The sequence below is a fragment of the Actinomycetospora lutea genome (genome assembly GCF_028737205.1).
GTDB lineage: Bacteria > Actinomycetota > Actinomycetes > Mycobacteriales > Pseudonocardiaceae > Actinomycetospora > Actinomycetospora lutea.
On sequence record NZ_JAQZAL010000019.1, the window covers coordinates 103,890 to 128,015 of the forward strand.

At 75.6% G+C, this 24,126-nt stretch carries 21 protein-coding genes; 13 read left to right on the forward strand and 8 right to left on the reverse strand.

The window, feature by feature from the left end; all coding sequences use genetic code 11:
• Positions 1-20 precede the first annotated feature (20 nt).
• A complete protein-coding gene (locus tag PHK61_RS20720) occupies positions 21-1,538 on the reverse strand; it encodes a heparin lyase I family protein (RefSeq protein WP_274282912.1) in 1,518 nt (505 codons plus the stop codon).
• A gap of 553 nt (positions 1,539-2,091) precedes the next feature.
• On the opposite strand from PHK61_RS20720, the gene PHK61_RS20725 reads away from it, so the two are divergent.
• Positions 2,092-3,006, forward strand: coding sequence for a hypothetical protein (locus PHK61_RS20725; RefSeq protein ID WP_274282913.1), 915 nt, complete (start codon positions 2,092-2,094; stop codon positions 3,004-3,006).
• Positions 3,007-3,216: 210 nt separating this feature from the next.
• On the opposite strand, the gene PHK61_RS20730 is transcribed toward PHK61_RS20725, so the two are convergent.
• On the reverse strand, positions 3,217-3,765 hold the full coding sequence (locus PHK61_RS20730) for a hypothetical protein (protein WP_274282914.1): 549 nt from the start codon (positions 3,763-3,765) through the stop codon (positions 3,217-3,219).
• 210 nt (positions 3,766-3,975) lie between these two features.
• Positions 3,976-5,481, reverse strand: a complete 1,506-nt coding sequence (locus PHK61_RS20735) for a DUF2235 domain-containing protein (protein WP_274282915.1) — start codon at positions 5,479-5,481, stop codon at positions 3,976-3,978.
• A 113-nt stretch (positions 5,482-5,594) separates the two neighbouring features.
• Here PHK61_RS20735 and PHK61_RS20740 point away from each other — a divergent pair, with 113 nt between their 5' ends.
• On the forward strand, positions 5,595-7,625 hold the full coding sequence (locus tag PHK61_RS20740; RefSeq protein WP_274282916.1) for an acyltransferase family protein: 2,031 nt from the start codon (positions 5,595-5,597) through the stop codon (positions 7,623-7,625).
• A 4-nt stretch (positions 7,626-7,629) separates the two neighbouring features.
• On the opposite strand, the gene PHK61_RS20745 is transcribed toward PHK61_RS20740, so the two are convergent.
• Positions 7,630-7,815 carry a hypothetical protein gene (locus PHK61_RS20745; protein WP_274282917.1) on the reverse strand — a complete coding sequence of 62 codons (186 nt, stop codon included), beginning with the start codon at positions 7,813-7,815 and terminating at the stop codon, positions 7,630-7,632.
• Positions 7,816-8,018: 203 nt separating this feature from the next.
• On the opposite strand from PHK61_RS20745, the gene PHK61_RS20750 reads away from it, so the two are divergent.
• Together PHK61_RS20750 and PHK61_RS20755 are read left to right on the forward strand one after the other, a co-directional pair.
• Positions 8,019-8,180 (forward strand): hypothetical protein, encoded by a 162-nt coding sequence (locus PHK61_RS20750; RefSeq protein WP_274282918.1) that lies wholly within the window; start codon positions 8,019-8,021, stop codon positions 8,178-8,180.
• A 26-nt stretch (positions 8,181-8,206) separates the two neighbouring features.
• Entirely contained in the window at positions 8,207-9,256 is a 1,050-nt protein-coding gene (locus PHK61_RS20755) for a C39 family peptidase (RefSeq protein WP_274282919.1), read from the forward strand.
• A gap of 20 nt (positions 9,257-9,276) precedes the next feature.
• On the opposite strand, the gene PHK61_RS20760 is transcribed toward PHK61_RS20755, so the two are convergent.
• Positions 9,277-9,882 carry a hypothetical protein gene (locus PHK61_RS20760; protein ID WP_274282920.1) on the reverse strand — a complete coding sequence of 202 codons (606 nt, stop codon included), beginning with the start codon at positions 9,880-9,882 and terminating at the stop codon, positions 9,277-9,279.
• Positions 9,883-10,146: 264 nt separating this feature from the next.
• Between PHK61_RS20760 and PHK61_RS20765 the strand changes: the two genes are divergently transcribed.
• Together PHK61_RS20765 and PHK61_RS20770 are read left to right on the forward strand one after the other, a co-directional pair.
• A complete protein-coding gene (locus PHK61_RS20765; protein WP_274282921.1) occupies positions 10,147-10,500 on the forward strand; it encodes a VOC family protein in 354 nt (117 codons plus the stop codon).
• A gap of 89 nt (positions 10,501-10,589) precedes the next feature.
• Positions 10,590-11,693, forward strand: coding sequence for a GNAT family N-acetyltransferase (locus PHK61_RS20770; RefSeq protein ID WP_274282922.1), 1,104 nt, complete (start codon positions 10,590-10,592; stop codon positions 11,691-11,693).
• Positions 11,694-11,742: 49 nt separating this feature from the next.
• Here the strand turns inward: PHK61_RS20770 and PHK61_RS20775 are convergent, their stop codons facing one another.
• Both PHK61_RS20775 and PHK61_RS20780 read right to left on the reverse strand, forming a co-directional pair.
• Positions 11,743-12,999 (reverse strand): cytochrome P450, encoded by a 1,257-nt coding sequence (locus PHK61_RS20775; RefSeq protein ID WP_274282923.1) that lies wholly within the window; start codon positions 12,997-12,999, stop codon positions 11,743-11,745.
• Between the two features lie 2 nt (positions 13,000-13,001).
• On the reverse strand, positions 13,002-13,658 hold the full coding sequence (locus tag PHK61_RS20780; RefSeq protein WP_274282924.1) for a response regulator transcription factor: 657 nt from the start codon (positions 13,656-13,658) through the stop codon (positions 13,002-13,004).
• Between the two features lie 293 nt (positions 13,659-13,951).
• Here PHK61_RS20780 and PHK61_RS20785 point away from each other — a divergent pair, with 293 nt between their 5' ends.
• The 7 genes from PHK61_RS20785 (at position 13,952) to PHK61_RS20815 (ending at position 22,811) form a co-directional block, all read left to right on the forward strand.
• Complete coding sequence (locus tag PHK61_RS20785) at positions 13,952-14,698, forward strand: response regulator transcription factor (RefSeq protein WP_274282925.1); 747 nt, start codon at positions 13,952-13,954, stop codon at positions 14,696-14,698.
• A 187-nt stretch (positions 14,699-14,885) separates the two neighbouring features.
• Positions 14,886-15,857: a glycosyltransferase family 2 protein gene (locus tag PHK61_RS20790; RefSeq protein ID WP_274282926.1), complete on the forward strand. Its 972-nt coding sequence runs from the start codon at positions 14,886-14,888 to the stop codon at positions 15,855-15,857.
• A 1-nt stretch (position 15,858) separates the two neighbouring features.
• Complete coding sequence (locus PHK61_RS20795; protein WP_274282927.1) at positions 15,859-16,284, forward strand: hypothetical protein; 426 nt, start codon at positions 15,859-15,861, stop codon at positions 16,282-16,284.
• On the forward strand, positions 16,281-17,387 hold the full coding sequence (locus PHK61_RS20800; RefSeq protein WP_274282928.1) for a GNAT family N-acetyltransferase: 1,107 nt from the start codon (positions 16,281-16,283) through the stop codon (positions 17,385-17,387). Before PHK61_RS20795 ends, PHK61_RS20800 begins: the two co-directional genes overlap by 4 nt.
• Positions 17,384-18,313 (forward strand): glycosyltransferase family 2 protein, encoded by a 930-nt coding sequence (locus PHK61_RS20805; protein WP_274282929.1) that lies wholly within the window; start codon positions 17,384-17,386, stop codon positions 18,311-18,313. The genes PHK61_RS20800 and PHK61_RS20805 overlap by 4 nt, the downstream gene beginning before the upstream one ends.
• Positions 18,310-19,101 (forward strand): polysaccharide deacetylase family protein, encoded by a 792-nt coding sequence (locus tag PHK61_RS20810; RefSeq protein WP_274282930.1) that lies wholly within the window; start codon positions 18,310-18,312, stop codon positions 19,099-19,101. Before PHK61_RS20805 ends, PHK61_RS20810 begins: the two co-directional genes overlap by 4 nt.
• Positions 19,098-22,811, forward strand: coding sequence for a lipopolysaccharide biosynthesis protein (locus tag PHK61_RS20815; RefSeq protein ID WP_274282931.1), 3,714 nt, complete (start codon positions 19,098-19,100; stop codon positions 22,809-22,811). Before PHK61_RS20810 ends, PHK61_RS20815 begins: the two co-directional genes overlap by 4 nt.
• Positions 22,812-22,818: 7 nt before the next feature.
• Here the strand turns inward: PHK61_RS20815 and PHK61_RS20820 are convergent, their stop codons facing one another.
• Positions 22,819-24,096, reverse strand: a complete 1,278-nt coding sequence (locus PHK61_RS20820; RefSeq protein WP_274282932.1) for a GH39 family glycosyl hydrolase — start codon at positions 24,094-24,096, stop codon at positions 22,819-22,821.
• Positions 24,097-24,126 lie beyond the last annotated feature (30 nt).

Sequence of the window (24,126 nt, forward strand, 5' to 3'; positions counted from 1 at the left end):
TCGCCCGCCGGGCGCGAGGCTCAGTCGACGGTGCGCGGCCCGATGCCGCCGATCCCCTCGGGGGTCTTCCCGATCTTCAGATCGGTGACGATGATCGAACCGTTCTCGCGGATGGCCTGCGCCCGGTACATGCCCATCTTCAGATAGGCCGCTCGGGTGCTCATCGTGCCGTCGCGCGGCTGCCAGTTCGTGACCCCGGTGGGCCGGCCGTCGCGCCAGACCGTCACGGAGCCCTCGTCCGGGTCCTGCGCGAACGTGACGCGCATCGTCAGATCGATCCGCTGACCGGGGGAGACCGGGCCGATCGCCCGCATGTCGTCGCCCCCGCTGACCATGTACAGCTGCCCGCGCGTGACCTGCAGCGCGAGCGGCGGCGACCCGCTCGGCAGGGCGTGGTGCCACTGCAGGATGAGCTGCCAGTGGTCCGTGTCCGTGGGGAAGTCGTCGGACAGGTGCGCGGTGTAGCGGATGTACTGCTCGTCGCCGTCGACCGGCTCGGTGCCCGGGCCCTGCGGCAGGACCTCGCTGCGCTTGCCGCCGGGCCCGAGCGAGAACTGCCAGGCCTGGCGGCCCGGGTCGTCCGGGTTCGCGACGATCCGGGGCCGCGGCCCGTTCTCGACGAGGCCGTCGTTGGCGCTGTTGTCGAAGAGGTCGTCGAACGCGCCGGCCGCGGCGTCGAACAGGGCGCCGATCACCGGCTGCGGACCCTCCTCGGTGGGCGTCGTCGTGATCTCGGAGGGCGAGACCGGCACGAGCGACGAGGGCGGCGCCGCGACGGGCGCGCTCGGCAGCACCGAGTCGAACAGGCCCGCGGGCGCCGCGACGGAGGGCTGCGGGTCGTGGGGCGCCGACGCCGGGAGCGGCGAGCCCGGCGTGGTCAGCGCGAACAGGGCCGCCACGCCCCCGCCGCCGATCAGCCCGATCGTCGCGCGCAGCGGCAGGCCCGTGCGACGCGTCGGCTCGGCGTCCGGGACGGCCGGCTTGGCCACCGGGGCCGGCGCCGCGTGCCGCGACGCGCGGGTCGGGGCGCTCGCGGTGCGGGCGACCGGCGCCTGCTCCGCCACCGCGACCGTGTCGACGGCCGCGTGGCGGCCCGTGGAGGTCGCGGTGGTGACGGACGTCAGGGCCGTGGCCGCGTCCGGCGCGACGGCGATCGGCCCGGTGGCGGGGTCGGCGGCCGGGTCGGGACGGTGCCGCGGGCGCGGCTCGGAGTACCGGCCGGTGACGACCGTGTGCTCCCCGGTGTGCCGCCCGCCGCCCGGCCCGGGCACGTTCGGGTGCTGGGCGCCGAAGGCCTCCGTCGGGTCCGTGGCGTGGTGGCGGTTCCCGGGACCGGTCGTTCCGGCGGTCGGCACCACGAACGGCCCGGTGCGCGGGGCGCGACGGTGACGCGCCCGCGCGTCGGTCCCGGTCCCGGTCGCGACCGGCTCGGCGCCCGGGACGCGCATCCCCCGCTGGGCGCGACGGGAGCGGGGGCCGCGGGAGGGACGACGCCCGCCGTCGGGCGAGGTGTCGGCGTGGGTGACCACGTCGGTCATCGAGGGCGTCTCCCGGGTCGGTCCGGACGGGTGAAGGGGAGCCCCCGTCACGGGGCCGTGCAGCGTGCTCGTCTGCCGACACTCTGTCACCCGCCCGTGACCTCACCCTGCTCCCGAGCGTGGCCCTGGGCCGAACGGTGTGCTCCTCGCGGCGGATGGCTGCACCGTCCGTCCGCCGCCTTACGACCACGTCACGTGGTCGGCCGCTCTCCGGCCGTGATCGCTCGTCCGGCCCGGTCGACCGGGGTGGGTCGCGGTCCGGTCACGGCACGGTGTCGGTCCGGCGTCGACGACCGGTCCGACGGGCGGCGGGCGCCGGCGAGCGCACCGGACCGGGAGGCCGCTCGCCGCTCGCCCCGCGCGGGTCGTCGTCGCTGCAGCCCCGTGATCGCCCGAGCTGAGGGCCACGTCTCCCGGGCCACCCGACACGCTCGTCCGATCGGGGGAGCCGCCCGGCCGGTCGTCGCGTCCCGAGGGCGCGTGGGCGGCGGGTGTCCTCAGGGTCTCTCAGGTTCGCGGTTGGTGACCGGGCGAATCCCTAGCGTTCCCGGCGATGCGTACGACGACCACGCCGGAGCACCCCGTCACGGGGTCGAGACCGGCCGCCGCGAAGCACCCCGGGGGCCGTGACGGAGCCGGGCTGGTCCGGATCGGCCTGCACCTGCTGCTCGCCGCGCTGCCGCTCCTCGCGATCTCCGCCCACGTCTTCGGGCTGATCACGATGAACGTCTCGGCCGGCATCCTCGTGATCCCGCTGGCCGCCGCCATCGTCGCCCTGACGGTGCTCGCGCCGCACGCCGGCGACCGCGTCGTCGCCGACGGCATGCTCTGGGGCATCGTCGGCTGCGCGATCTACGACGGCTTCCGCCTCACCACCGTCCACGTGTTCGGGTGGTGGGCGGACTTCATCCCGGTCATGGGCACCTGGATCACGGGCAACCCCGACGACCTGACCGCCGGCGCGGTCGTCGGCTACCTCTGGCGCTACATCGGCGACGGCGGCGGCATCGGCATCACGTTCTTCGCCCTCGCGTCCGCGTTCGGGCTGCAGCGCTGCTCGCGCCGGGTGTGCGTGGTCGCCGCGGTCGCGTTCTCCGTCTTCCCCGTGTGGGCCGGCCTCATCGGGACCGTCTACCTGGCCACCCGCGGCCAGACGATGATGTTCCCGCTGACGCCGACGACGCTGACGCTCTCGCTGATCGGTCACCTGATCTTCGGCTTCATCATGGGGCTGGGCTTCCACCGCTCCCGCGCGGTCCGCGAGTCGTGGCCCTGGGAGCCGCTCACCGGCAGCATGCCCGCGCTCCCGATGGGCACCGGCCGCCAGGCCGCGCTCCCCGCCCCGCGGAACCCGCAGACCCCGCCCGCCGGCCAGACGATGGACCCGGACACCTGGGAGCTCTGGCGCCGCCAGCTCGAGGCGAACACCGCCGGCCGCCGCTCGGCGCGCCGCGAACGGGTGCGCTGACCCGCACCCCGCACCGCTCCCGCAGACCTCGCTCCCCGCAGACCCCGCTCCCCAGCGCCGCACGGCCCCGGCCCGCCCCGACGGGCCGGGGCCGACGCGGTTCCGGACGACCTCACCCAGCACGCCCCGGACAGGACGCCCCGGACAGCACACGGCCCCGGTGGCGTTTCGGGGACGCCACCGGGGCCGTGCCGGTCCTGGCCGATCCGGCTACTGGATCGGGAGCTCCATCGGGGCGCCGGAGCCCGACGCCTCGGGGGACTCGGGGGTTTCAGGGGTCTCCGACGAGGCGGCCTGCGGCGACTCGTCCGAGGTCTCCTCCTCGGAGGTGGCCTCGTCGGGGGTGGCCTCGTCGGGGGTGGCCTCCTCGGCGTCGGCGCTCGCCGGCGCGCCCCCGAGGATCGGGCCGAGGAGCTCGCTGGCCGGCGGGCAGGCGGCGTCGTGCACCGGCTGCGTGACCTGGCCGCCCGCCTCGAAGACCGGGGCGGTCGCGTCGCCGGTGACGGCGTTGACGGTCGACTCGCCGGACTCGACGGTGGCGTCGACGACCGGGATCTCGCACGACCCGCTCTCGCCGCCCTGGGCGTGCTCGGACCCGCTCTGCGCGTGCTCGTGGCCGCCGGACGACGGCGCCTCACCGGCGACGGCCATGCTCGTGCCGCCGCCCAGCAGGGCGACCGCCGCGGTGGCGGTGAACAGGCCGCGGCCGGCGACGGTGGTCATGGCGCCGCCGGAGCGGCGCGCGGAGTGCTGACCCATGGGTCTGTACCTCATCGCGTCAAGGTGGGAAGCGGTGACGACGCACGGGCCGGAAGACCCCGTTCGTCTGGAGAACGTGACGCTGCGTTCTCTTGATCGGGACAACGAGTGAGGTCACGACTCGATAACGGCGGCCCGGAGCGCCTCACCCGGACGAGCGACAACCCCCGCGCGTGCATCCGCGTCAGCGGCGACGACGCCGACCGGGTCTCAGGTGACGCGGACCACCGTCAGGGCCACCGCGCCGCCGTTCGTGCCGTAGCCGGTCCACGCGTCGTTGGCGAGGGCGTACAGGTAGCCGCCCCGCGCGGTGGCGAGCTCGCGGTGCCCGGTCGGCCCGATCGGGGCCGTGGTGCCCTCGCGCACGGTGCCGTCCACGTCCACGACGTCGTCGGCCACCGCGGCGACCAGCTCGAGCCACGCGGCCTCCGGCACCCGGCGGCTGCCGACGACGTCGCTGCGCGGGTTGCCGGTGACGCGCTCGACGAGGCGCCGCACCCCGTCGAGCGCGCTCCCCACCGCGTACGACGGCCACGACGGGACCGGCCACGGGGAGGCGCCGGTGCCCGGGGACGCGGCCCCGTGGTCGCGCCATGTCCCCGACACCGTCAGCGCGTAGCGGCCCGGCACGAGGTAGAGCCCCGTCTCGCCCCACGGTTCCCCGGCGCCGACCGCCACCTCGGCGGACTCGCCGACCGCCAGGACCCGCCCGGGCCGGTAGGGCGGATCGAGGTCGCACCGCCGGCGCGCCACGGCCGAGGCGCTGACGTCCCGCGCGCCCTCGACCACGCGCGGGGCGGTGCGCGGGCGCGGGCTCAGCACCCGCCAGAGGCCGTCGACGCCGTCGTCGAGCGGGGCGCACGGGTCGCCCTCCGGGCGCGGCGGGCCCCCGTCGACACCGTCGCGCCACCGCGGGGCGATCGTGGCGTCGAGCTCGTCGGCCATCCAGCGCAGCGCCCCGTCGGACAGGCCCGTCCGTGGTTTGCCCCCGCCGACGTCGCCGTGCCCGCCCGGGAACCAGACCTGGGCGAAGGTGGTGTGGCGATCGGGCGGCGGGGTCGGCCACAGCGACGGCACGTACGGGCCGCGGCGCTCGTCGAGCGCGATCGCCTGGCGCGCGTGGCGCACGTCGGGGGCGAGCTCGAGGTCGTGGAACTCGACGAGGTCGCGCCCGGCGAGGCTCGAGAGCAGCCCGAAGGTGCGCGGGACGCCCAGCGCGCCGACCGTGTCCCAGACCCCGAGGAACGCGATCGGCGCCCGGTCGTCGGGGGCGAAGCCCGGGTGGAACGCGAGCCCGTCGAGCTCCCGCCCGGCCCGGTAGCCCTCGGCGAAGACGCGGGCGACGACCGCGTCGCGCGCGGCGTCGTCCTGCTCGGGGGAGAAGGCGACGAGGCCGCACCGCGTGAGCATCCCGACGGTGCTGCGCACGGTGAACGCGCCGCGGCTGAAGCCGACGAGGACGAGCTCGTCGCCGGGCCGGAAGGTCTCGGCGAGCCAGCGGTAGATCTCGCGGATGGCCTCCGGGAGCCCCACCCCGAGCGCGCCGTCGAGCACCCGGCGCACCGGCCCGCCGTCGGTGCCGAGCCCCTCGAAGTAGCGCGGGAGCTGGTCGTCGGTGATCGCGAGGCGGTGGTACAGGCGCCGCACGTTGGTGTGGTCGGTGGCCGTGTTCCAGGTGCCGTCGCAGCAGACGACGAGACGCCGCGTCACGCTCACCTGATCATCCTCCCGCGAGGATGGTCGGCAGCCCGACGTCGGGGTGAGCGGCGGCATACGGAAAAATCGTCCGGCGGTGAGGGCGTGATCACCGCGAGGGAGGGCCGGGAGACGTGGCGAGCAGCGGGACGACCGTCACCGCGTCGGCGACCCGTCCCCGCAGCGAGCGGCGCCCCGAGATCGAGGGTCTGCGCGGCCTCGCCGCCGTCCTCGTCGTCGTCTACCACGTCTGGGTCGGGCGCGTCTCCGGCGGCGTCGACGTGTTCTTCCTGCTCTCGGGCTTCTTCGTGCTCGGGATGGTGGCCCGCCGCGCGATGCGGGGCGAGCGCGTCGACGTCGGCGCCACGTGGACCCGGCTGTTCTGGCGCCTCGTGCCCACGGCCGGGCTCGTCCTGCTCGCCAGCACCGTGGCCGCGGCGGTCCTGCTGCCGCCCTCGACGTGGGCGCGCAACCTGCGCGAGCTCGTCGCGTCCGGCCTGTTCCTGGAGAACTGGCGCCTCGCCACCGACGCCGTCGACTACTACGCGAACCACGGCACGGCGAGCGTCGCGCAGCACTTCTGGTCGCTGTCGATCCAGGCGCAGTTCTACCTCGCGGCCCCGCTGCTCGTGCTGCTCGTCGCCCGGTGGGCGCGCTCGCGCGGCGTCGACGTGCGGTCCGCGCTGCTGCTCGCGCTCTCGGCGGTCGCCGTCGTGTCGTTCGTGCACTCGGTGCACGCCACCGCCACCGACCAGGCCTTCGCCTACTTCGACACCCGCACGCGGCTCTGGGAGTTCGCGCTGGGCGGCCTGCTCGCCCTCGTGCTCGACCGGGTGCGGCTCGGGCGCGTGGCACGCGCGGTGCTCGGCTGGGCGGGCGTCGTCGGGCTGGTGACCTGCGGCGCCGTGCTCGACGTCGGCGCCGCGTTCCCCGGCTACCTCGCGCTGTGGCCCGTGCTCTCGGCGGTCGCGGTGCTCGTGGCCGGGCGCGCGGGCGCGGGGGAGCGCCTCGCCACGCCGGCCGCCCAGTACCTCGGCAGCATCAGCTACCCGCTCTACCTGTGGCACTGGCCGGTGCTCGTCGTGACGCTCGGGCTGATGGGGACGGCGACGCCGGGCCTGGTCGGCGGCGTGGTCGTGGTCGGGCTCTCGGGGGCCCTCGCGGTCGCGACCCACCACCTCGTCGAGGAGCCGCTGCGCCGGGTCACCCTGCCGCGCCCGGTCGGGCTCGCCGCGCTGGCGGTCGCGGCGAGCCTCCTGCCGGCGATGCTCGGCCTCGCCGTCTGGGCCGCGGTGGTCGCCGCGGACCGCGGCACCCCGGTGGCGGTCGGGGACCAGGACCATCCCGGCGCCGCCGTGCTCGTCGCCGACCACGAGGCCACCGGCGGGGCGGGCGGGGACGTCGCCGCGCCCGTCCGGCCCTCGACGGCGCGGGTGCAGGACGACTGGGCGGACTACCGCGACGCGTGTGCCCCGGTGCCCGACCACCCGGTGCTCGAGCAGTGCGTGCCGATCGCGCCCGAGGGCGAGCCCCAGCGCCGGATCACGGTCGTCGGCGACTCGCACATGCAGCAGCTCCTGCCCGCCCTGGAGCCGCTCGCGCGGGAACGGGGGTGGCAGGTCAGCACCCTGGTGCGCGCCCGCTGCCCCTTCTCGCTGGCCTCGGAGACCGACCCGGACGACGCCACCTGCGTGGACTGGAACGCGGCGGCCGTCGAGCACCTCGCCCTCGACCCGCCGGACGCGGTGGTCGTCAGCGCCACCCGGGACGTCCGGGCCGGGCTGACCGAGCAGACCCCGGACGGCTTCGTGGCCGGCTGGCGCGCGCTCGACGAGCTCGGCATCCCGGTCGTCGCGGTCCGTGACAACCCGCGCTTCGACCACCGCCCGTCGGAGTGCTTCGAGACCTACGGGCGCGGTGCGGCGCCGTGCGGGATCCCGCGCGCCGAGCTGCTGGCCCCGGACCCGCCGTACGCGCTGCGCGACGACGTCCCGTCCAACGTCGCGTTCCTCGACCTCAGCAACGAGATCTGCACCCCGGCGACGTGCCCGCCCGAGATCGGCAACGTGCTCGTCTACCTCGACGACAACCACCTGTCGGCGTCCTACAGCCGGACGATGTCCCCGGCCGTCGGGACGCAGCTGCCGTCGCTGTTGGGCTGGTAGCGGCTCAGCCGGTCGGCTCCTCGCCCGCCTCGGCGAGCCCCTGCTCGTCGGGCTCGAGGTCGATCTCGAACGCGGGCTCGACCTCGTCGGGGTCGGCGTCCGGGGCGGCGTCGTCGGTCGGCTCGGGACTGGTGACGCCCGGTTCGTCGTCGAGCTGCCGCTCGTCGGGGGTGCGCGGATCGCTGCTCATCACCGCAGCGGTACCCCGGACGCGCCGCGCCGACGCGGGCCTCCGCGTCACGGGCACGTTGCGGGACCGAGGTTGCTCCCCGGACCGGCTCCGGGGGCGTGACGTAGCCGACGCAGCGTGACCGCCAACCGTCGATCGCGACACCCGTCTGGATCCGTGGGTGCGGGGCGTTCCCGGCGCTCGGGGCAGAAGGAGAGAGTCGGATGTTCGTCATCGTGGGCGTGGTCGTCGTGGGCGTGATCTTCCTGTGCGGGGCGCTGCTGGGCGTCAGCGTGGCCCAGAACCAGTCCTCGGACCGCGCTCGCCGCCACCAGCGCGACCGGCACATCTCGGCGGTGCGCACCGAGTCGCTGCTCTCGCACTAGGCCGGCCCGGAACATCCCGGGGTGCGGTGATCGTCGAACCCGGCATGGACCTCGACGCCGGGGAGCTCGACCTCTTCGCCGACCTCGACGGTGACGGCCTCGTCGACGTCACCGCGGTGGACACCGACGGCGACGGGGTGCTCGACCTCGCCTGGACCGACGCCGACGGGGACGGGGTCGTCACCTCCGACGAGGTCCACCCCGTCACCGACGGCGCGTGGTCGACCGACGGGTGGCGCCGGGAGGACCTCCGCGACGGCGTGCTGCCCGGGGAGGCCACGGCGGCGCGGGACGACGGCATGCACGGCGACCCGGAGCAGGCGTCCTCGTACTGGTACGCGCAGTCGGTCAACGGCTACTGCGTGCCCGCCGCCGTCGCGCAGATCGTGGGGGAGTGGCAGGGACGGAACGTCGGCGAGCCCGAGGTCGTCTCCCGCGCCGTGGCGCACGGCTGGCTGACCACCACCGACACCACCGGCGACGGCGTGCCGGACGACGCCTCGGGCATGACGTCGTCGGACGCCGAGGCGCTGCTCGAGAGCTACGGGATCCCGGCGACCACGACGCACGGCAGCCTCAAGGACCTCGAGTCCCTGCTCGACGCGGACCGCGACATCATCGCCTACGTCGACTCCGACGAGGTCTGGTACGGCACCGACGACGACGGTTCCGACGGGGGCGCCGACGCCAACCACGCGGTGGTGGTGACGGGCATCGACGACGAGAACGTGTACCTCGCGGACCCGGGCGACCCGAGCGGGGCGATCTCGGTGGTGCCGCGGGCGACCTTCGAGGACGCGTGGGACGACTCGGGCCGCGAGATGCTCGTGACCGACACCGCGCCGCCGCGCTCGGAGCCGGCGGGCAACGCGCCGACGCACGAGGTCCCGGGGTCGTCGACCTCCGGCGCGCCCCCGGCCGACGGCGCCGCCGGCAAGCCCGGCGCGGGCGGGATGCTCCTCTCCACGACCTCGACGGGCGTGGTCCTGCTGCCGGTCGTGCTGCGCGACGTCGCCGTCGCGACCGCCGCCGTCTCGGCCGCGCTGGCCGCCGCGGGGGTCGTCCGCCGTCCGTGAGCGCGCTGCGCTCACAGGGGTCAGGAGGCGCAGGTGGTGGCGACCGTGCGGGCGACGCGGGTGGTGACGAGGTTCCAGTCCTCGGCGGCGACCGGGTCGGTCATCAGCCAGTCCATGACGTCGTCGACGCCGGCGGCGTAGGCGCGCTGCTCGCGGGAGGAGTCGCCGTACGTCGCGGCGAGGGACTCCTCGCGGGCGGCGACGACGCCCGTCCACTGCCCGGCCGGGGTGCGCCCGAGCGTCGCGACGGTCTCGTCGATGGCGTCGGCGACCACCGTGGCGCACTGCCCGGCGACGGCCGGCGACCCGGCGGCGGGCGCCGGCGCGGTGGCCGCGGACGCGCTCACCGCGTCGACGAGGCCCGGGATCTGGGCGCCCAGGCCGACCAGCGCCGTCGCGGCCCCTGCCACGGCGACGGCCAGCGGGGCGCGGGTGCCGGCGCGGCGACGCGGCACGGGCCCGGCGGCCGCGTGGGTGGTGGCGGCGGGGGCGGTGGGCACGGCGCGCGGCGGGGTCGGCACGCCGGTCACCGGGTCGCGGCGGTACGCGGTCGGCGGCGGGTAGCCGAGCCCGGCGGGCGGAGCGTCCTGCGGCACCGCGGGGCGGCGACCGGGGCGCACGAGCACGGCCGCCCGGACGTCCGCGTGCGTGACCGTGGCGTCCTCCCGGCGGTGGTGCTACCCCATGTCGACCCCCGACCGGCCTAGTTGGCGCGCGTCCGGTCGGACGCTGTGTGAGCGGTGTCGCATCGGCCCGGGCGTCCGTTAGCCCCGCGAGGCCCGGACCGGCCGGGTCCACCGGGTCGGGTGAACGGGGTGCGCCGGGCGAGTGCCGAGATGTCGGTCCGAACCTGACGTGACCTGTCAGGAACGGCTCCTAGCGTGACCGCCATGACCACGTCGCTCGCCATGATCAACCTCGACGGCCCCGACCCCCGCGCGCAGGCCGCCTTCTACGGCGCGCTGCTCGGCTGGCAGACCGTCCACGCCGAGGAGGAGTACGCGATGATCTCGGGCGAGGGCGCGCCGATCGGGTTCGGGCGCGTGCCGGGCTGGACCCCGCCGCCCTGGCCGGACCCCGACGGCGCCAAGCGCTACCACCTCGACCTCGCCGTCGACGATCTCGACGCCGCGGTCGCCCGGGCCCGCGAGCTCGGCGCGACGCTGCCGGAACACCAGCCGGGCGGGACGTGGCGGGTGCTCCTCGATCCGGTCGGCCACCCGTTCTGCCTGTGCCCCCGCTGAGGCGACACCTTCACGGTGACTACACGGACTCGTCCACTCTGACGACGCCGCCCGGGCATCCGGCCGCCTAGCCTCCCGTGGGGGGCGACATGGGGGCGGATGTGCAGATCAGCGTGGTCCGGCCGGACGAGCTGGGGGCGTCCGACCTCGATCTCTGGCGCGCGTTCCAGCGCTCGGGGCCGACGGCCCACCCGTTCCTCGCCCCGGAGTTCGTGCAGGCCGTGGGCCGGGTGGGCCGTCCGGTGCGCGTCGCGGTGCTCGAGGACGGCGGCCGGACCGTCGGCTTCTTCCCGTTCGAGCGCGGGCGGTGGGGGTACGGCACGCCGCCCGCGCCCGGCCTCACCGACGCGCACGGCCTCGTGCACGCGCAGGACGCGGAGTGGGACCCCCAGCAGCTCCTGCGGGCCTGCGGGCTGTCGGTGTGGGAGTTCGACCACCTCGTCGACGGCCAGAAGCCCTTCGAGCGCTACCAGGCGCTGCGGGTGCCGTCGCCGGTGATGGACCTCAGCGGTGGCTACCCGGCGTTCCGGGCCGAGGTGCGCGCCCGGTCCAAGTCGTTCCTCTCCGAGCTGGAGCGCAAGGGACGGGCGCTCGGCCGCGACCACGGCACCGTGACGTTCACCCTGGGGAGCGCTGACGTCGCCGACCTGCGGCAGATCATGGCGTGGAAGTCCGAGCAGTACCAGCGGACCTACCGCAGCGACCGCTTCCGCGTGCCCTGGATCCGCGAGCTGCTCGAGTCGCTGCTGGCCACCCCGTCGGAGACCTTCGCCGGCACGCTCTCGATGCTCCGCGCCGGCGACACCCCGGTCGCCGGCCACTTCGGGCTGCGCAACGGCCCGGCCCTCGCCGGCTGGTTCCCGGCGTTCGACAACCGGTTCCGCCGCTACTCCCCGGGCCTGCTGCACCACCTCATGCTCGCCGAGCACGCGGCCGCCGCCGGCATCGTCGAGATCGACATGGGCCGTGGCGCCAAGGGCTACAAGGACTGCTTCCGCAGCCGCGACCTCGTCGTCGCCGAGGGGCGGATCGTGCGGCGCAGCCCGGCCGCCGCCGTGCACTGGGCGCGCCGCGAGCCCGTGCGCCGGCTGCGCAACCACGTGCTCGACGACCCGCGCCTCTACCGCGCCGCCGACACGGTGCTCAAGCGCGCGGCCTCGGTGCGCACGAGGATGCGCGGTCAGACCGCGTAGGGCCCATCGCGGAGGACCCACACCGCGGAGGGCCCACACCGCGGAGGGCTCACACCCTGTAGGGCAGGGCCACGATCCCGTTGTCGAACGCCGAGCGCAGCGGCACCGTGGGCCCGTCCGCGCGCAGCCCCGGCAGCCGGTCGAGCACCGCCCGGAACAGCGCGCCCAGCTCGCGGCGGGCGAGGTGCGCGCCCAGGCACAGGTGCGGGCCGGGCCCGCCGAACCCGACGTGCGGGTTGGGGCGGCGCCCGACGTCGAAGGCGTCGGGCGCGTCGAACACCGCCTCGTCCCGGTTGGCCGACCCGTAGAACAGCACCACCTTCGACCCGGCGGGCAGGGGGTGGCCGCGCAGCTCGTGGTCCCGGGTCAGCGTGCGGCGGAACTGCACGATCGGCGAGCACATCCGCACGATCTCCTCGATCGCGGTGCCCATCAGCGCGTCCGGGTCGGCGGCGAGCCGTGCGCGCTGCTCGGGGTGCTCGGAGAGCAGCACCAGCCCGTGGGACGCCGCGTTGCGCACGGTCTCGTTGCCGGCGACCAGCAGCAGGTCGAAGAACGAGCCCAGCTCCCGCAGCGAGAGCCGCTCGCCGTCGACGTCGGCGGTGACCAGCGCGGAGAGGATGTCGTCGCCCGGATCGCGCCGGCGCGCCCGCCCGAGGCCGACGACGAAGCGGCGCAGGTCGACGATCGCGCGCAGGTTGCCGACCAGCAGGCGCGCGGTGGCCAGCCGGTGCATCTCGCCGCGGACGCCGGAGTACTCGGTCATGACGTCGATGCGCGAGAGCACGTGGTCGCGGCGCTCGCGGGGGATGCCGAGCATCGAGCAGATGACGTGGATCGGCAGCTCGCGGGCGGCCTCGGCCACGAAGTCGCCGGTGCCGTGCCGGGCCAGCCGGGTCACGATCTCGTCGACGGTGTCCGCGATCTCGCCGTCGAGCGCGTCGAGGCGCTTCGGGGCGAACGCCCGGGACACGATCCGGCGCAGGCGCGCGTGGCGCGGGTCGTCCATGTTGACCAGGGGGCGCCCGAACACCAGCGGCAGCCAGGGCGGCGGCTCCGGGCTCACGGCGGCGGGCTCGCTGGAGAACACGTCGCTGTTCCGGCTCGCCTCCAGCACGTCGGCGTGGCGGACCAGCGCGTGGAACCCGCCGCCGGGCCGCAGCAGCGGCACCCGGGGCTCGGGGAAGAACACGGGCCGGTCCAGCGCGCGGAGCCGGGCGAACGCGGCGAGCCGGTCGGCCTCCGGGCGGGCCCAGAAGGCGAGGTCGGTGAGGTCGGGCGGCGCCGGGGCCTGCGGGAGGGCCATCGTCAACCTGCCCGCGACGGCAGCGCCCGCGCTCCCAGCAGGTCGTGGCGCACGGCGAGCGAGGCGGCCTCGAGCCGCGAGTGGACCCCGAGCTTCGTGAGCATCGACTGGACGTGGCTGCGCACCGTCAGCGTGGCGATGCCGAGCCTGCGCTCCATCTCGCTCGTGCTCACGCCGTCGACGAGCAACGAGAGGCACTCGAGCTCGCGGTCGGTCAGCAGCGACACCAGCCGGCGGGCCCGCGCCCCGGCCGGGTCCTGGTCCTGCGGTGCGCGCGGGGCGCTCACGACGGTCTCGCCGCCGGCCACCCGGCGCAGCGCCCGCAGCAGCGAGTCGACGCCGTGGCTGCGGTGCAGGTAGGCCCGGGCCCCGGCGCGGATCGCGGCCTCGACCGACGAGCGGTGCCCGTCGGAGGTCAGCACGACGACCGCCGTGCGCCCGCCGCCCGCCTCGTGGAGCGCGCGCACGAACCCGGCGACGTCGCGGTCGACGTCGCCGAGGTGGTCGGCGATGACCACGTCGGGCCGGACGGTCGCCACGGTGGCGGCCAGCCCCTCCCGATCCGCAGGGCCCAGCGCGACGCGGTGCCCCTGCGCACCCAGCGTCGGTTCCAGCAAGTCCGTGAGCAGCGTTCCGCGGCCCCCCACGACCAGTTCCATGGTTCCCCCCAGGAACTCAACCGATCGGCATCCTGGCATGCCCCCCGGCCCCATGAGGGTGACCACCCGATCGAGCGCACGTCAAGTACGGGGAGTGACCAATATGAGGGAGACTCTCAGGTTCCTCAAGGCGAGTGGCGACCGATCGGCGTGCATCAGTGGTCTGTTCGGTCGTATGGTGATCGAGGTTGCCTGACTATGTGTCACGAAACGGTACCGATCCCGACTGCGGAGCGTTTCTCCTGCATCTTGGGGACGACCGGCGCGCACGGCGTGCCTAGTGTCCACGGACCGTGCGCCCCGTCCAGGTCCTCGTCGTCGCGGACCAGCTGCTGCGCGACCTCCTGGTCGCCCGGTGGTCGCGCGAGCCGTGGCTGGCCGTCGTCTCCGGGCGCACCGACGAGGGCTGGGAGGACCTGGCCGCCCGGCGCGCCGACGTCGTCGTCCTCGACCTCGCCCTCCGGCCGCCGCGGTGGGAGCACGGCGTGGCGGCCCTGCGCGAAGCGTGTCCCGGGCTCCGCGTGGTCGTGCTCGCGCAGCCGGGGGAGGAGAGCGCGCACGGGGCCGCCCGCGCCGGCGCCTCGGGGTGGCTGGCGTACGGGTCGTCGGTGGACGAGCTGACCGAGACGGTCCGCCTCGTGCACGAGGGCCACGGCGTCTACCCGTCCCGCGTCCTGGCCGCGGTGCTCGACGGCCTGCGCGCCGACATCGCGGAGGCGCGGCGTCCCACCGGGCGCCTGAGCGCGCTCACCGAGCGGGAGGTCGAGGTGCTGCGCGCCCTCGTCGACGGGCTCTCCGCCCGCGACGTCGCCGACCACCTGGACGTCGCGGTGAACACGGTCCGGACGCACACCCACCGGATCTTCCGCAAGCTCGGGGTGCACGGCCGGCTGGAGGCGGTCCGCATCGCCCGCGCGGAGGGTCTCGCCCCGCTCGCGGAGGCCGTGCCCGCGTCCCCGACGGCGTCCCCGACGGCGCCCTCGTCGCGCCCTGTCCGCCTGGTGCGCGAACGGGACGACGAGGACCCCGACGCCTGGTGAATTGTGACTACCCCGGCTGCTCCTCCGAGGCGATCCGATCCGGGAGATCCCGTCGTAGCGTCCTCTCCCTGAGGGACCCCGGTCCTCCTCCCGTGCCCCCCGAGACACCGGATCGGCCGCGCGGGACGGTCGGCCGCGACCCACCACCGTCGCACCCGGGGGTCCCGATCAGCCCGATGGAGGAATGGTGACCGTCCAGCGCAACGGTGCGACGGGTGAGGGGCGGCGCGGACCCCTCACCCCGCCGCACCTCGCCTTCCCCGACGTCTCGCTGCCGCGCGTCGGACCCCGTCGGGCCGAGGGACGGCCCGAGGGGCGGGCCGAGACCCGCCGGGACGACGTCGACACGGTCATCGAGGTCTCGGAGCTCGCCAAGGTCTCGCTGGTCATCCCGGCGATGAACGAGGCCACCAACATCGCCTGGGTGCTGCGCCAGGTGCCGAGCTGCATCGACGAGGTGGTGCTGGTCGACGGCCACTCGCGGGACGCGACGGTGATGATCGCGCAGACGGTGCGGCCCGACATCCGCGTCCTCGAGCAGCCGGGGACGGGGAAGGGCGACGCGCTGCGGGAGGGCTTCCTCGCTGCCACCGGCGACCACATCGTCATGATCGACGCCGACGGGAGCATGGCCCCCGACGAGATCCCGCACTTCCTGCACTTCCTCGACACCGGCTACGACTTCGTCAAGGGCTCCCGCTTCATGGGCGGCGGCGGCTCCCGCGACATCACGCGCCTGCGCCGCAGCGGCAACCGCGTTCTCGTGGGCATGGTCAACCGGATGCACGACACGGTCCTCACCGACCTCTGCTACGGCTACGTCGCCTTCCACCGGCGCTGCCTGCCCTACCTGGACCTCAGCCGCCCCGGTTTCGAGGTGGAGACGTCGCTGACGATCTCGGCGCTGCGGGCCGGCTTCCGGATCGCCGAGGTGCCGAGCCTGGAGATGCCGCGGCGCTACGGGCACTCCAACCTCCACGTCGTCCGCGACGGCACCCGCGTGCTGCGCACCCTGCTGCGCGAGCACGACCGCGGGCCGAGCGGCCGCGCGGTGCAGCACCTGCGCCGCTTCGTGCACGAGCACCACCGCGCCCCGGCGGCGGAGATCGCGGCCGGCCCGGCCGGGACGGCGACCGCGCCGGATCCCGTGGGGAAATGAGGTGACCGCCGCCGCGCTCCTGCGGCGCGTCCCCGTCCGGACCGCGCGCCTCGGCGCCAGCCTCGCCGGGGCCGCCCTCGCGCTCCTCGCCGGCTGGTGGGCCGCCGTGGTCCTCGACGGCCGGGAGCCGCTGCCCGTCGCCGCGGTCCTGCTGCTCGTGCCCGCGCTCGCCGTCGCCGTGCCCACCCACCGCCTGGAACCGGTGGCCCGCGCGGTGATCGCCGTCGGCTGGACGCTCGCGCTGGACACCGTGGTCGCCCAGGTGATGCTCTCGCTCGGGGCGTGGGACGTGCGGCTCGGCGTGCTCGTCGTGACCGGGATCAGCGTGGCGGTGTGGGTCGGCGTCGAGCTCGCGACCGCGCGCTCGGAGCGTGCGGCCGCCGGGCGCACACCCCGGACGGACGCCTCCGCCGAGGTGGGCCCGTGAGGTTCGACGTCGTCCGGCCCGCCGAGCTCACCCCGGGCGAGATCGGCCGGTGGCGCGCGCTGCAGACGCTCACGCCGACGCTGCGCACTCCGTTCCTGTCCCCGGAGTTCACGCGCACGGTGGCGCGGTTCCGGCCCCGCACGCGCGTGGGGGTGGTCCACGAGCGCGACGAGATCCTCGGCTTCTTCCCCTTCGAGCACGCGCCGCTGGGGCGCGGGCTGCCGGTCGCGCCGGGCCTGAGCGACGCGCAGGGCCTCGTGCACGCGCACGACGCCACGTGGGACGCGCGGCTGATGGTGCGGGCCTGCGGGCTCTCGGTGTGGGAGTTCGACCACCTCGTGGCCGACCAGCACCTCCTCGCCGCGTACCGGACCGCGCAGGCCCCGTCGCCGGTCATCGACCTCTCCGAGGGCTTCGACCCCTGGTACGAGCTGGTCCACACGCGGTCCTCCCGGGTCCGCGACCTGCCCCGGCGCGCGCGGCGCCTCGAGCGCGAGCACGGCCCGCTGCGCTTCGTGCTCGAGGCCGCCGACGACAGCGCCGTCGACGCGCTCGACACGGTGCTGGAGTGGAAGTCGGCGCAGTACCAGCGCACCGGGCGCTCGGACCGCTTCGCCCGGCCCTGGATCCGCGGGCTGGTGCACCAGCTGCTCGACCAGCGCGCCGGGACGTTCCGGGGGTGCCTGTCGCTGCTCTACGCGGGCGACGAGCTGGTCGCCGGGCACTTCGGCCTGCGCGACCACGGCGTCGTCCCGACGTGGTTCCCGGCGTACGACCCGAGCATGCGCCGGTACTCGCCCGGCCTGCTGCTGCACCTCGCCATGGCCCGTGCGGCGGCCGACGACGGGGTGGCGCTCATCGACATGGGCCGCGGCGCCAAGACCTACAAGGACGAGCTGAAGTCCGGTGAAGCCACGGTCGCCGAGGGGCGGGTCGCCCGCCTCGTGCCGACGGCGGCGCTGGCCTGGGCGCGCACCGCGCCGGTCCGCTCCGCGCGCCGCGCCGTCGACCGCAGTCCGCGGCTCTACGACGTGGCCGACCGGGTGCTGCGCGCCCGCGGCCGCTTCCGCCCGTCCGGCCACGTGAGCGGGGTGTCGGCATGACGCGCACGGTCTCGGTGGTGATCTGCGCCTACACCGACGAGCGGTGGGACGACGTCCTGGCCGCCGCGGCGTCGGTGTCCGGGGGTCAGAGCGTCGCCCCCCACGAGCTGATCGTCGTCGTCGACCACCACCCCGCGCTGCGCGACCGCCTCGAGCGCGCGCTGCCCGAGGCCCACGTGATCGCGAACGCCCAGGCCCGCGGCCTGTCCGGCGGCAAGAACACCGGGGTCGCGGCCTCCACCGGCGAGGTCGTCGCGTTCCTCGACGACGACGCCGTCGCCGGTCCCGACTGGGTGCGCACGTTCGCCGAGGGCTACGACGACCCCGACGTGCTCGGCGTCGGCGGGCTCACGCTGCCCTGGTGGGCCACCGACCGGCCGGCGTGGTTCCCCGAGGAGTTCGACTGGGTCGTGGGCTGCACGTTCGTCGGCCGGGACCCCGGCCCCGTGCGCAACCTGCTGGGCGGCAACGCCTCGTTCCGCCGCGACGCCTTCGACATCGCGGGCGGCTTCCCCACCCACATCGGCCGCACCGCCGCCCGGGCCCGGCCGCTGGGGTGCGAGGAGACCGAGTTCTGCATCCGCGTCGCGGCGCACCGCCCCGGCGCGCGCTTCGTCCACGACCCGCGCGCGGTGATCTGGCACCGGGTGCCGGCCGCCCGCGAGGGCTTCCGCTACTTCCGCTCCCGCTGCTACGCCGAGGGGCTGTCGAAGGCGCTGGTCACGCGGAGCGTCGGCGCCGCGGCCGGGCTCGCCGCCGAGCGCAGCTACGCCGCGGTGACGCTGCGCCGGGGGGTGACGCGCGGGGTGCGCCAGGCCTGGCGCGGCGACCGCCACGGCCTCGCGCGCGCCGGCGCCATCACCGCCGGGCTGCTCACCACGACCGCGGGCTACGCCGTCGGCTCGCTCGCCCGGAGCGCGTCATGACCATCCCCGTGCTCATGTACCACGCGGTCGCGCAGCGGCCCGCCGACGCCGCGCACGCCCTCTCGGTGCACCCCGACCGGTTCGCCGCGCAGCTCGAGCTGCTCGCCGCCGAGGGCTTCACGACGATCACGGTGGGCGAGCTCGCCGCCATCCGCCGCGGCGAGGTCGCGCCGCCCGAGCGTCCGGTCGCGCTGACCTTCGACGACGGGTACGCCGACTTCCACCGCGAGGCCCTGCCGCGCCTGCGCGCCGCCGGGGCCACGGGCACGCTGTTCGTCACCACCGGCTGGCTCGACGACGCGGGCCCCGAGGCCGCCGGACAGCCGCTGGACCGGATGCTGTCGTGGTCGCAGGTCGCCGAGTGCGACGCCGCCGGGATCGAGGTCGGCGCGCACAGCCACAGCCACGCCCAGCTCGACCAGCTGCCGGACGCGGCGCTGCGCGACGAGCTCGCCCGCCCCAAGCGCCTGCTCGCCGAGCGCCTGGGGCACGAGGTGCCGCACCTCGCCTACCCCTACGGCTACTCCAGCGCGCGGGTGCGCCGCGCGGTCGCCGACGCCGGCTACCGGCTGGCCGCGAGCGTCGGCAACTTCGCCGCCACGCCGGGCGCCGACGGCTACGCCCTGCCGCGGCTGACCGTCGCGCGGGACACCGACCTGGCCACCTTCGGGCGGGTGGTCCGCGGCGAGCACCACGCCCGCATCTACTGGAAGGAGCGGACGCTGACCGCCGGGTACCTGGTCGTGCGGCGTGGACGGTCGGCGCTCGCGGGACGGGTGCGCTCGTGACGGCCGGCTCCCTGGACGGGCGGACGCAGACGCTCACGGTCGGCGGCGCCCCGGCGGCCACGCGGCGGGCCCGGCTGCGGGCCCACCTCACCGACCCGTTCTCGCGGAACTCGTACGCGCTGATCGTCAACACCGGGATGACCGGGCTGCTCGGGCTCGTCTTCTGGTTCCTCGCGGCCCGCTTCTACACCCCCGAGGACGTCGGCCGCGCCTCGGCGCTGATCTCGGCGATGACCCTCCTCTCGGCGATCGTCGGCATCAACATCACCGGCACCCTGAGCCGGTTCCTGCCCCAGAGCGGCCGCCGCACGGCGCGCCTGGTGCTGGTGAGCTACGGGCTGAGCTCGCTGGCGGTCGCGGTGCTGGCCGCCGGGTTCGTCCTCACCCTCGGCTGGTGGGGGCCGTCGTTCGGGCTGCTGGCGAGCCCGTGGGCGGCGATCGGGTTCGTCGGCGTCGCGATCGCGGCGAACATCTTCACCGTGCAGGACGGCGTGCTCGTCGGCATGCGCGGCGCGGGGTGGGTGGCGCTCGAGAACACCCTCTTCGGCCTGGTCAAGGCGGGCCTGCTGGTGCTGCTCGCCGCCACAATGCCCGCCACCGGGGTGTGGGTCGCGTGGATCGTGCCGATGATCCTGCTCTGCCTGCCGGTCAACCTGCTCGTCTTCGCCCGCCGGGTGCCGCGCCACGCCCGCGAGACCGCCGGCGGCGCCACGACCGGCACCGAGATCCGCGGCTTCTTCGCCGGCGACTTCATCGGCGCGCTCTTCGGCTTCGGCGCCATCTACCTGATCCCGGTCGTGGTGGCCGCCGCGCTGCCGCCGTCGACGTTCGCCGTGTTCTACATCGCCTGGATGATGGCCGCGGTCCTCAACCTGGTGCCGAACAACCTCGCGCAGACCCTCACCGTCGAGGGGGTCTTCGACGCCGACCGGCTGGCCCGCTACGCGCGCTCGGCCCTGGTGCGCTCGGTCGCGCTGCTCGGGGCGGCCGCGGTGGGCCTGCTCCTGCTGGCCCGCCCGCTGCTCGGCTTCCTCGGCCCGGACTACGCCGCCGCCGCGCCGCTGCTGCAGCTGCTGGCGCTCGCGGCGCTGGGCCGCGCGGTGATGGAGGTCTGGCTCGGCGTGCTGCGCGCGCAGGGCCGGGCCCACGCGATCGTGCGCTGGCAGGTCGTCTCCGGCACCGTCGTCGTCGGCACGGTGGTGGCGGGCCTGTTCCTGGGCGGCGGGACGCTCGGGATGCCGATCGATCCCGTGACCGGGGTCGGCGTGCTGGTGCTGCTCAGCCAGGTGGCCGTGGCCCTCATGGTGCTGCCGCGCCTGCTGCGGGTCATCGCCGTCCGGCGCGCGGCCCCCTTCGACCCGTGGAGGCCCTCGCCGGTGCCGCGTGTCGCCGACCAGCGCCTCGTCCCGCTGCAGGTGGTCGTGCGGGACCGGGCACCGGCCGAGGACGCGGCACCGGCCGAGGAGGCGGCACCGGCCGAGGAGGCGGCGCCGGCCGCGGAGGAGGAGCCGGCCGCGGAGGTCGCGGAGGTCGCCGCGGACCCCGCCCCCGGCCCGCCCCGGGAGACCCCGCAGCGCTCGCGGTGGCAGCGCTTCCTGATCGCGGTGGACCGCGGGGGCCCCGCGGTCATCGTCGCGATGGCCAGCCTGCTGTCGCTGGTGATGATCGTCGAGCCGCTGGTGTGGGTGGACCTCGGCGGTCTCGGCGGCTGGGGCCTCGTGGCGGTGCTGCCGGTGCTGACGCTGGTGGGCTTCGCGCTGCTGCTGGTCAGCGTCGTGGCCGCGATCGCGCTGGCCCGCGAGCGCAAGGTCCTGCTGACCGCGCAGCTCGTCGCCGTGTGCTGCGCGCTGCACGGCCTCACCGCGCTCATCGAGCCGCTGCCCCGGTTCCCGACGTCGTACGTGCACCTGGGGTTCGTCGACTTCATCTCGACCTTCGGCACCGTCGCCCCCGACGTCGACGCCCGCTTCAGCTGGCCCGGCTTCTTCGCCCTCGTGTCGTTCGTGTCCGACGGGGCGTCGCCGACCGCGCTGCTGCCGCTCATGCGGGTGACGCCGCTGCTGTCGAACCTGCTCTACCTGCTCGCGCTGTGGCTGATCCTGCGCAACCTGCGGATGAGCTGGCGCGGCAAGTGGTTCGCCGCCCTGCTGTTCACGGTCCTGCAGTGGATCGGGCAGGACTACTTCTCGCCGCAGGGCTTCACGTTCCTGCTCTACATGATCTTCATCGGGATCCTGCTGACCTGGTTCCGCCCGGTGGGCCGCGAGGCCGTCGGGCCGGCCGGGCGCCCGGCGTGGGTCGCCGGCGCGCTGCGCCGCACGCCGTCGTGGCTGCGCCGCGGCGGGGGCGCGGTGCGCCGGGGCGTCGGTCGCGTGGTCGGGACGCCGACCCAGGCCGGCGAGGCGGCCGCGCGGCCGTCGTCCCCGGCCACCCGCGTCGCCCTGCTCGGACTGCTGTTGATGATCTTCGCGGCGGCGACCGTGAGCCACCAGCTCACCCCGTTCGTCATGGTCGTCGCGGCCGCGGCGCTGGCGCTGGGGCGGCGCTCCACGCTGCGCGGCCTGCCGGTGCTGCTCGGCGTGCTGCTCGTGGCCTGGGTGAGCCTCATGACCGCGGCGTACTGGACCGGCCACCTCGACGACCTGTTCAGCGGCGTCGGCGACCTCTCCGGCAACGTCGCCACCAGCATCGCCGCCCGCACCGGCGGTGACCTCGCCCACGGCGTGGTGGTGCTCGTGCGCGTCGCGCTGTTCGGGGTGCTGGCGGTCGGCTCGGTCGTGGGCCTGCTGCGCCGGCGCCACCGCGGGGTGGACGACCGGGTCGTCGCGCTCCTGCTCGCCGCGCCGTTCCTCGCGGTCCTGGTGCAGAGCTACGGCGGCGAGATCGGGCTGCGGGTCTACATGTTCGCGCTGCCCGGCGCGTGCGTGCTCATCGCGATGGCCTTCTTCCCCGAGACCTCCCGGGGCACCGGGTTCCGCGCGGCCTTCGGCTCGGTGTGGCGCTACGTGGCCGCGGGGCTGGTCGTGCTCGTGCTCGGCGCGGCCTACGCCGTCGCGGCCTACGGCAACGAGGCCTTCGAGCGGGTCTCGCCGGGGGAGCTCGCCGCCGTGCAGTGGGTGTACGACCGGCCCGGCAGCGCCCAGGTCCTCTTCCTCACCGACTCGATGGACTCCGGGGCGACCCCGATGATGCCGATCGGCTACACCGACGCGATCGGTGTCGGGGTGCGCGCGACGCTCGCGTCGCCGAACGCCGACGACAACCCGTCGGTCGTGGTCGAGCAGCTCGCCTACTGGGGCGGCAGCACCTACTTCGTCACCTCGCGGTCCGAGGAGCAGTACCTCGAGGTCAGCGCCGGCTACCCGGCGGGCTGGGGCCAGGAGCTGCGCGCCGCGCTGGCCGCCGACCCCCGCCTGGAGAAGGTCCTCGACACCGGCGAGGCCCAGGTCTGGGTCCCGCGCAACCCCCAGGCCTTCGACCCGATCACCGGTCGCGTCCCGGAGCTGCTCGGCGTGCGCATCGGGCCGACGGAGTGGACCCCGGTCGGGGTGACGGTGCTGATCGGGCTGGTCGGCGTGCTGCTCGCCCAGCAGATCTGGGCGCTGCGCCGCCCCGGCCGCGCCGCCCTGCGCACCACCGTGTTCGTGTGGGGGCCGCTGCTGCTGGCCTTCGGTGCCGTGGTGGTGGAGCGGTTGTTCGCGCTGACCTGACCCGGGCTCACACGCCCCGGGGGATCCAGCGGACCTCGTAGGGCCCGAGCTCGACGTCCGCGCCCTCGACCGTCGCGGTGACCGGGGCGTCGCTGGTGTTCACCAGCACCGTCGCGCGCGGCCCGCGGGCCCCGAACACCGGCGGCGCGACGCCGACGTCGGTGACCGGGGCGCCCGGCGGGAACTGGCGCGCGAACTCCTGCAGCGTCCCCAGGAACGGCTCGGGTGTCCCGTCGGGCCTCCACAGCCCCGACGGCGACGCGGCGTTGCGAGCCGCGTTCCAGTAGAAGGACGTGGCGACCCCGGTGCGCGCGAACTCGACGAGCCCGGCCGCGCGCTGGGCCAGCCGCTTCTCCGGCGGCCAGCGCGCCGCGTCCGGCTCGACGTACCACTCGGCCCACCACAGCGGCAGCGACGTGCGGCCCTGGATCCAGCGGTTGACGTCCCCGATCTTCGCCAGCGCGGTGGCGTCGTCGGGCGCGCCCTCCTCGGTGGTGGTGTGCCCGTCGACGACGACGAAGTCGGCGCCGCGCTTGTTGTCGTTCCAGTAGTCGAAGGCGTCGAGGACGCGCTGGTCGACCAGCCCCCAGGGGCCGGTGAGCTCGGAGGGCCCGGTGTACACGCCCGGCGGCGGCGCGCCCATCTCGATGTAGGGCCCGCCGACCTGGTTGCCGGGGTCGACCTCCTTGAGCGCGTCGTAGACCCGGTTGTAGAGGTCGGTGTACGCCGGGCCGTCCCAGGTCTTGGTCTCCTCGTTGAAGAAACCCTTGAACTCGTTCCACACCTGGAAGTGGTGGACGTCGGGGTAGCGCCGCGAGATCTCGGCGGCCAGGTCGGCGAAGTCCTGGTAGTGCTCGGGCTCGGGCGCGACCTCGAGCCGCCTCCAGTCCGTGGTGCCCTCCGCGCCACCCTTCATCCAGTCCGGGGCGCAGCACAGGGTGATCACCGGGGTGCCGCCGCTGCGGCGGATGAAGTCCATGCGGGCGTCGAGGCCCGCGAAGTCGTACTCGCCCGGGGACGGCTCGGGGTTGGCCACGCCGAACCCCATGATGTGCTGCGCCTGGGGCATCGGCTGCGCCGCGAGGGCGACGGCGACCTGCCCGGCCGCCTGCGGGCCGGCGTCGATCGCGCTGAACTGGGTGTGGGTGAGGCCGGGACCGAGCACGTTGGACGGTGCCGCCGACGCGCGCGCGGACCCGCTCTCGCACCCCGCCGCGAGCAGCAGGGCCGCCGCCGCGGACAGGGCGGCCAGCACCCGTGGCCCCCGGACGCCCTGGCTCCGCATCTGCCGCCCCACCCCCACGTGCGTTGATCG

Excerpts from the sequence above, each read along its gene's own strand:
- PHK61_RS20720 (WP_274282912.1), bottom strand. The coding sequence starts at position 1,538 with ATGACCGACGTGGTCACCCACGCCGACACCTCGCCCGACGGCGGGCGT.
- PHK61_RS20725 (WP_274282913.1), top strand. The coding sequence starts at position 2,092 with ATGCGTACGACGACCACGCCGGAGCACCCCGTCACGGGGTCGAGACCG.
- PHK61_RS20730 (WP_274282914.1), bottom strand. The coding sequence starts at position 3,765 with ATGGGTCAGCACTCCGCGCGCCGCTCCGGCGGCGCCATGACCACCGTC.
- PHK61_RS20745 (WP_274282917.1), bottom strand. The coding sequence starts at position 7,815 with ATGAGCAGCGATCCGCGCACCCCCGACGAGCGGCAGCTCGACGACGAA.
- PHK61_RS20750 (WP_274282918.1), top strand. The coding sequence starts at position 8,019 with ATGTTCGTCATCGTGGGCGTGGTCGTCGTGGGCGTGATCTTCCTGTGC.
- PHK61_RS20765 (WP_274282921.1), top strand. The coding sequence starts at position 10,147 with ATGACCACGTCGCTCGCCATGATCAACCTCGACGGCCCCGACCCCCGC.
- PHK61_RS20770 (WP_274282922.1), top strand. The coding sequence starts at position 10,590 with ATGGGGGCGGATGTGCAGATCAGCGTGGTCCGGCCGGACGAGCTGGGG.
- PHK61_RS20775 (WP_274282923.1), bottom strand. The coding sequence starts at position 12,999 with ATGGCCCTCCCGCAGGCCCCGGCGCCGCCCGACCTCACCGACCTCGCC.
- PHK61_RS20780 (WP_274282924.1), bottom strand. The coding sequence starts at position 13,658 with ATGGAACTGGTCGTGGGGGGCCGCGGAACGCTGCTCACGGACTTGCTG.
- PHK61_RS20805 (WP_274282929.1), top strand. The coding sequence starts at position 17,384 with ATGACGCGCACGGTCTCGGTGGTGATCTGCGCCTACACCGACGAGCGG.
- PHK61_RS20810 (WP_274282930.1), top strand. The coding sequence starts at position 18,310 with ATGACCATCCCCGTGCTCATGTACCACGCGGTCGCGCAGCGGCCCGCC.
- PHK61_RS20820 (WP_274282932.1), bottom strand. The coding sequence starts at position 24,096 with ATGCGGAGCCAGGGCGTCCGGGGGCCACGGGTGCTGGCCGCCCTGTCC.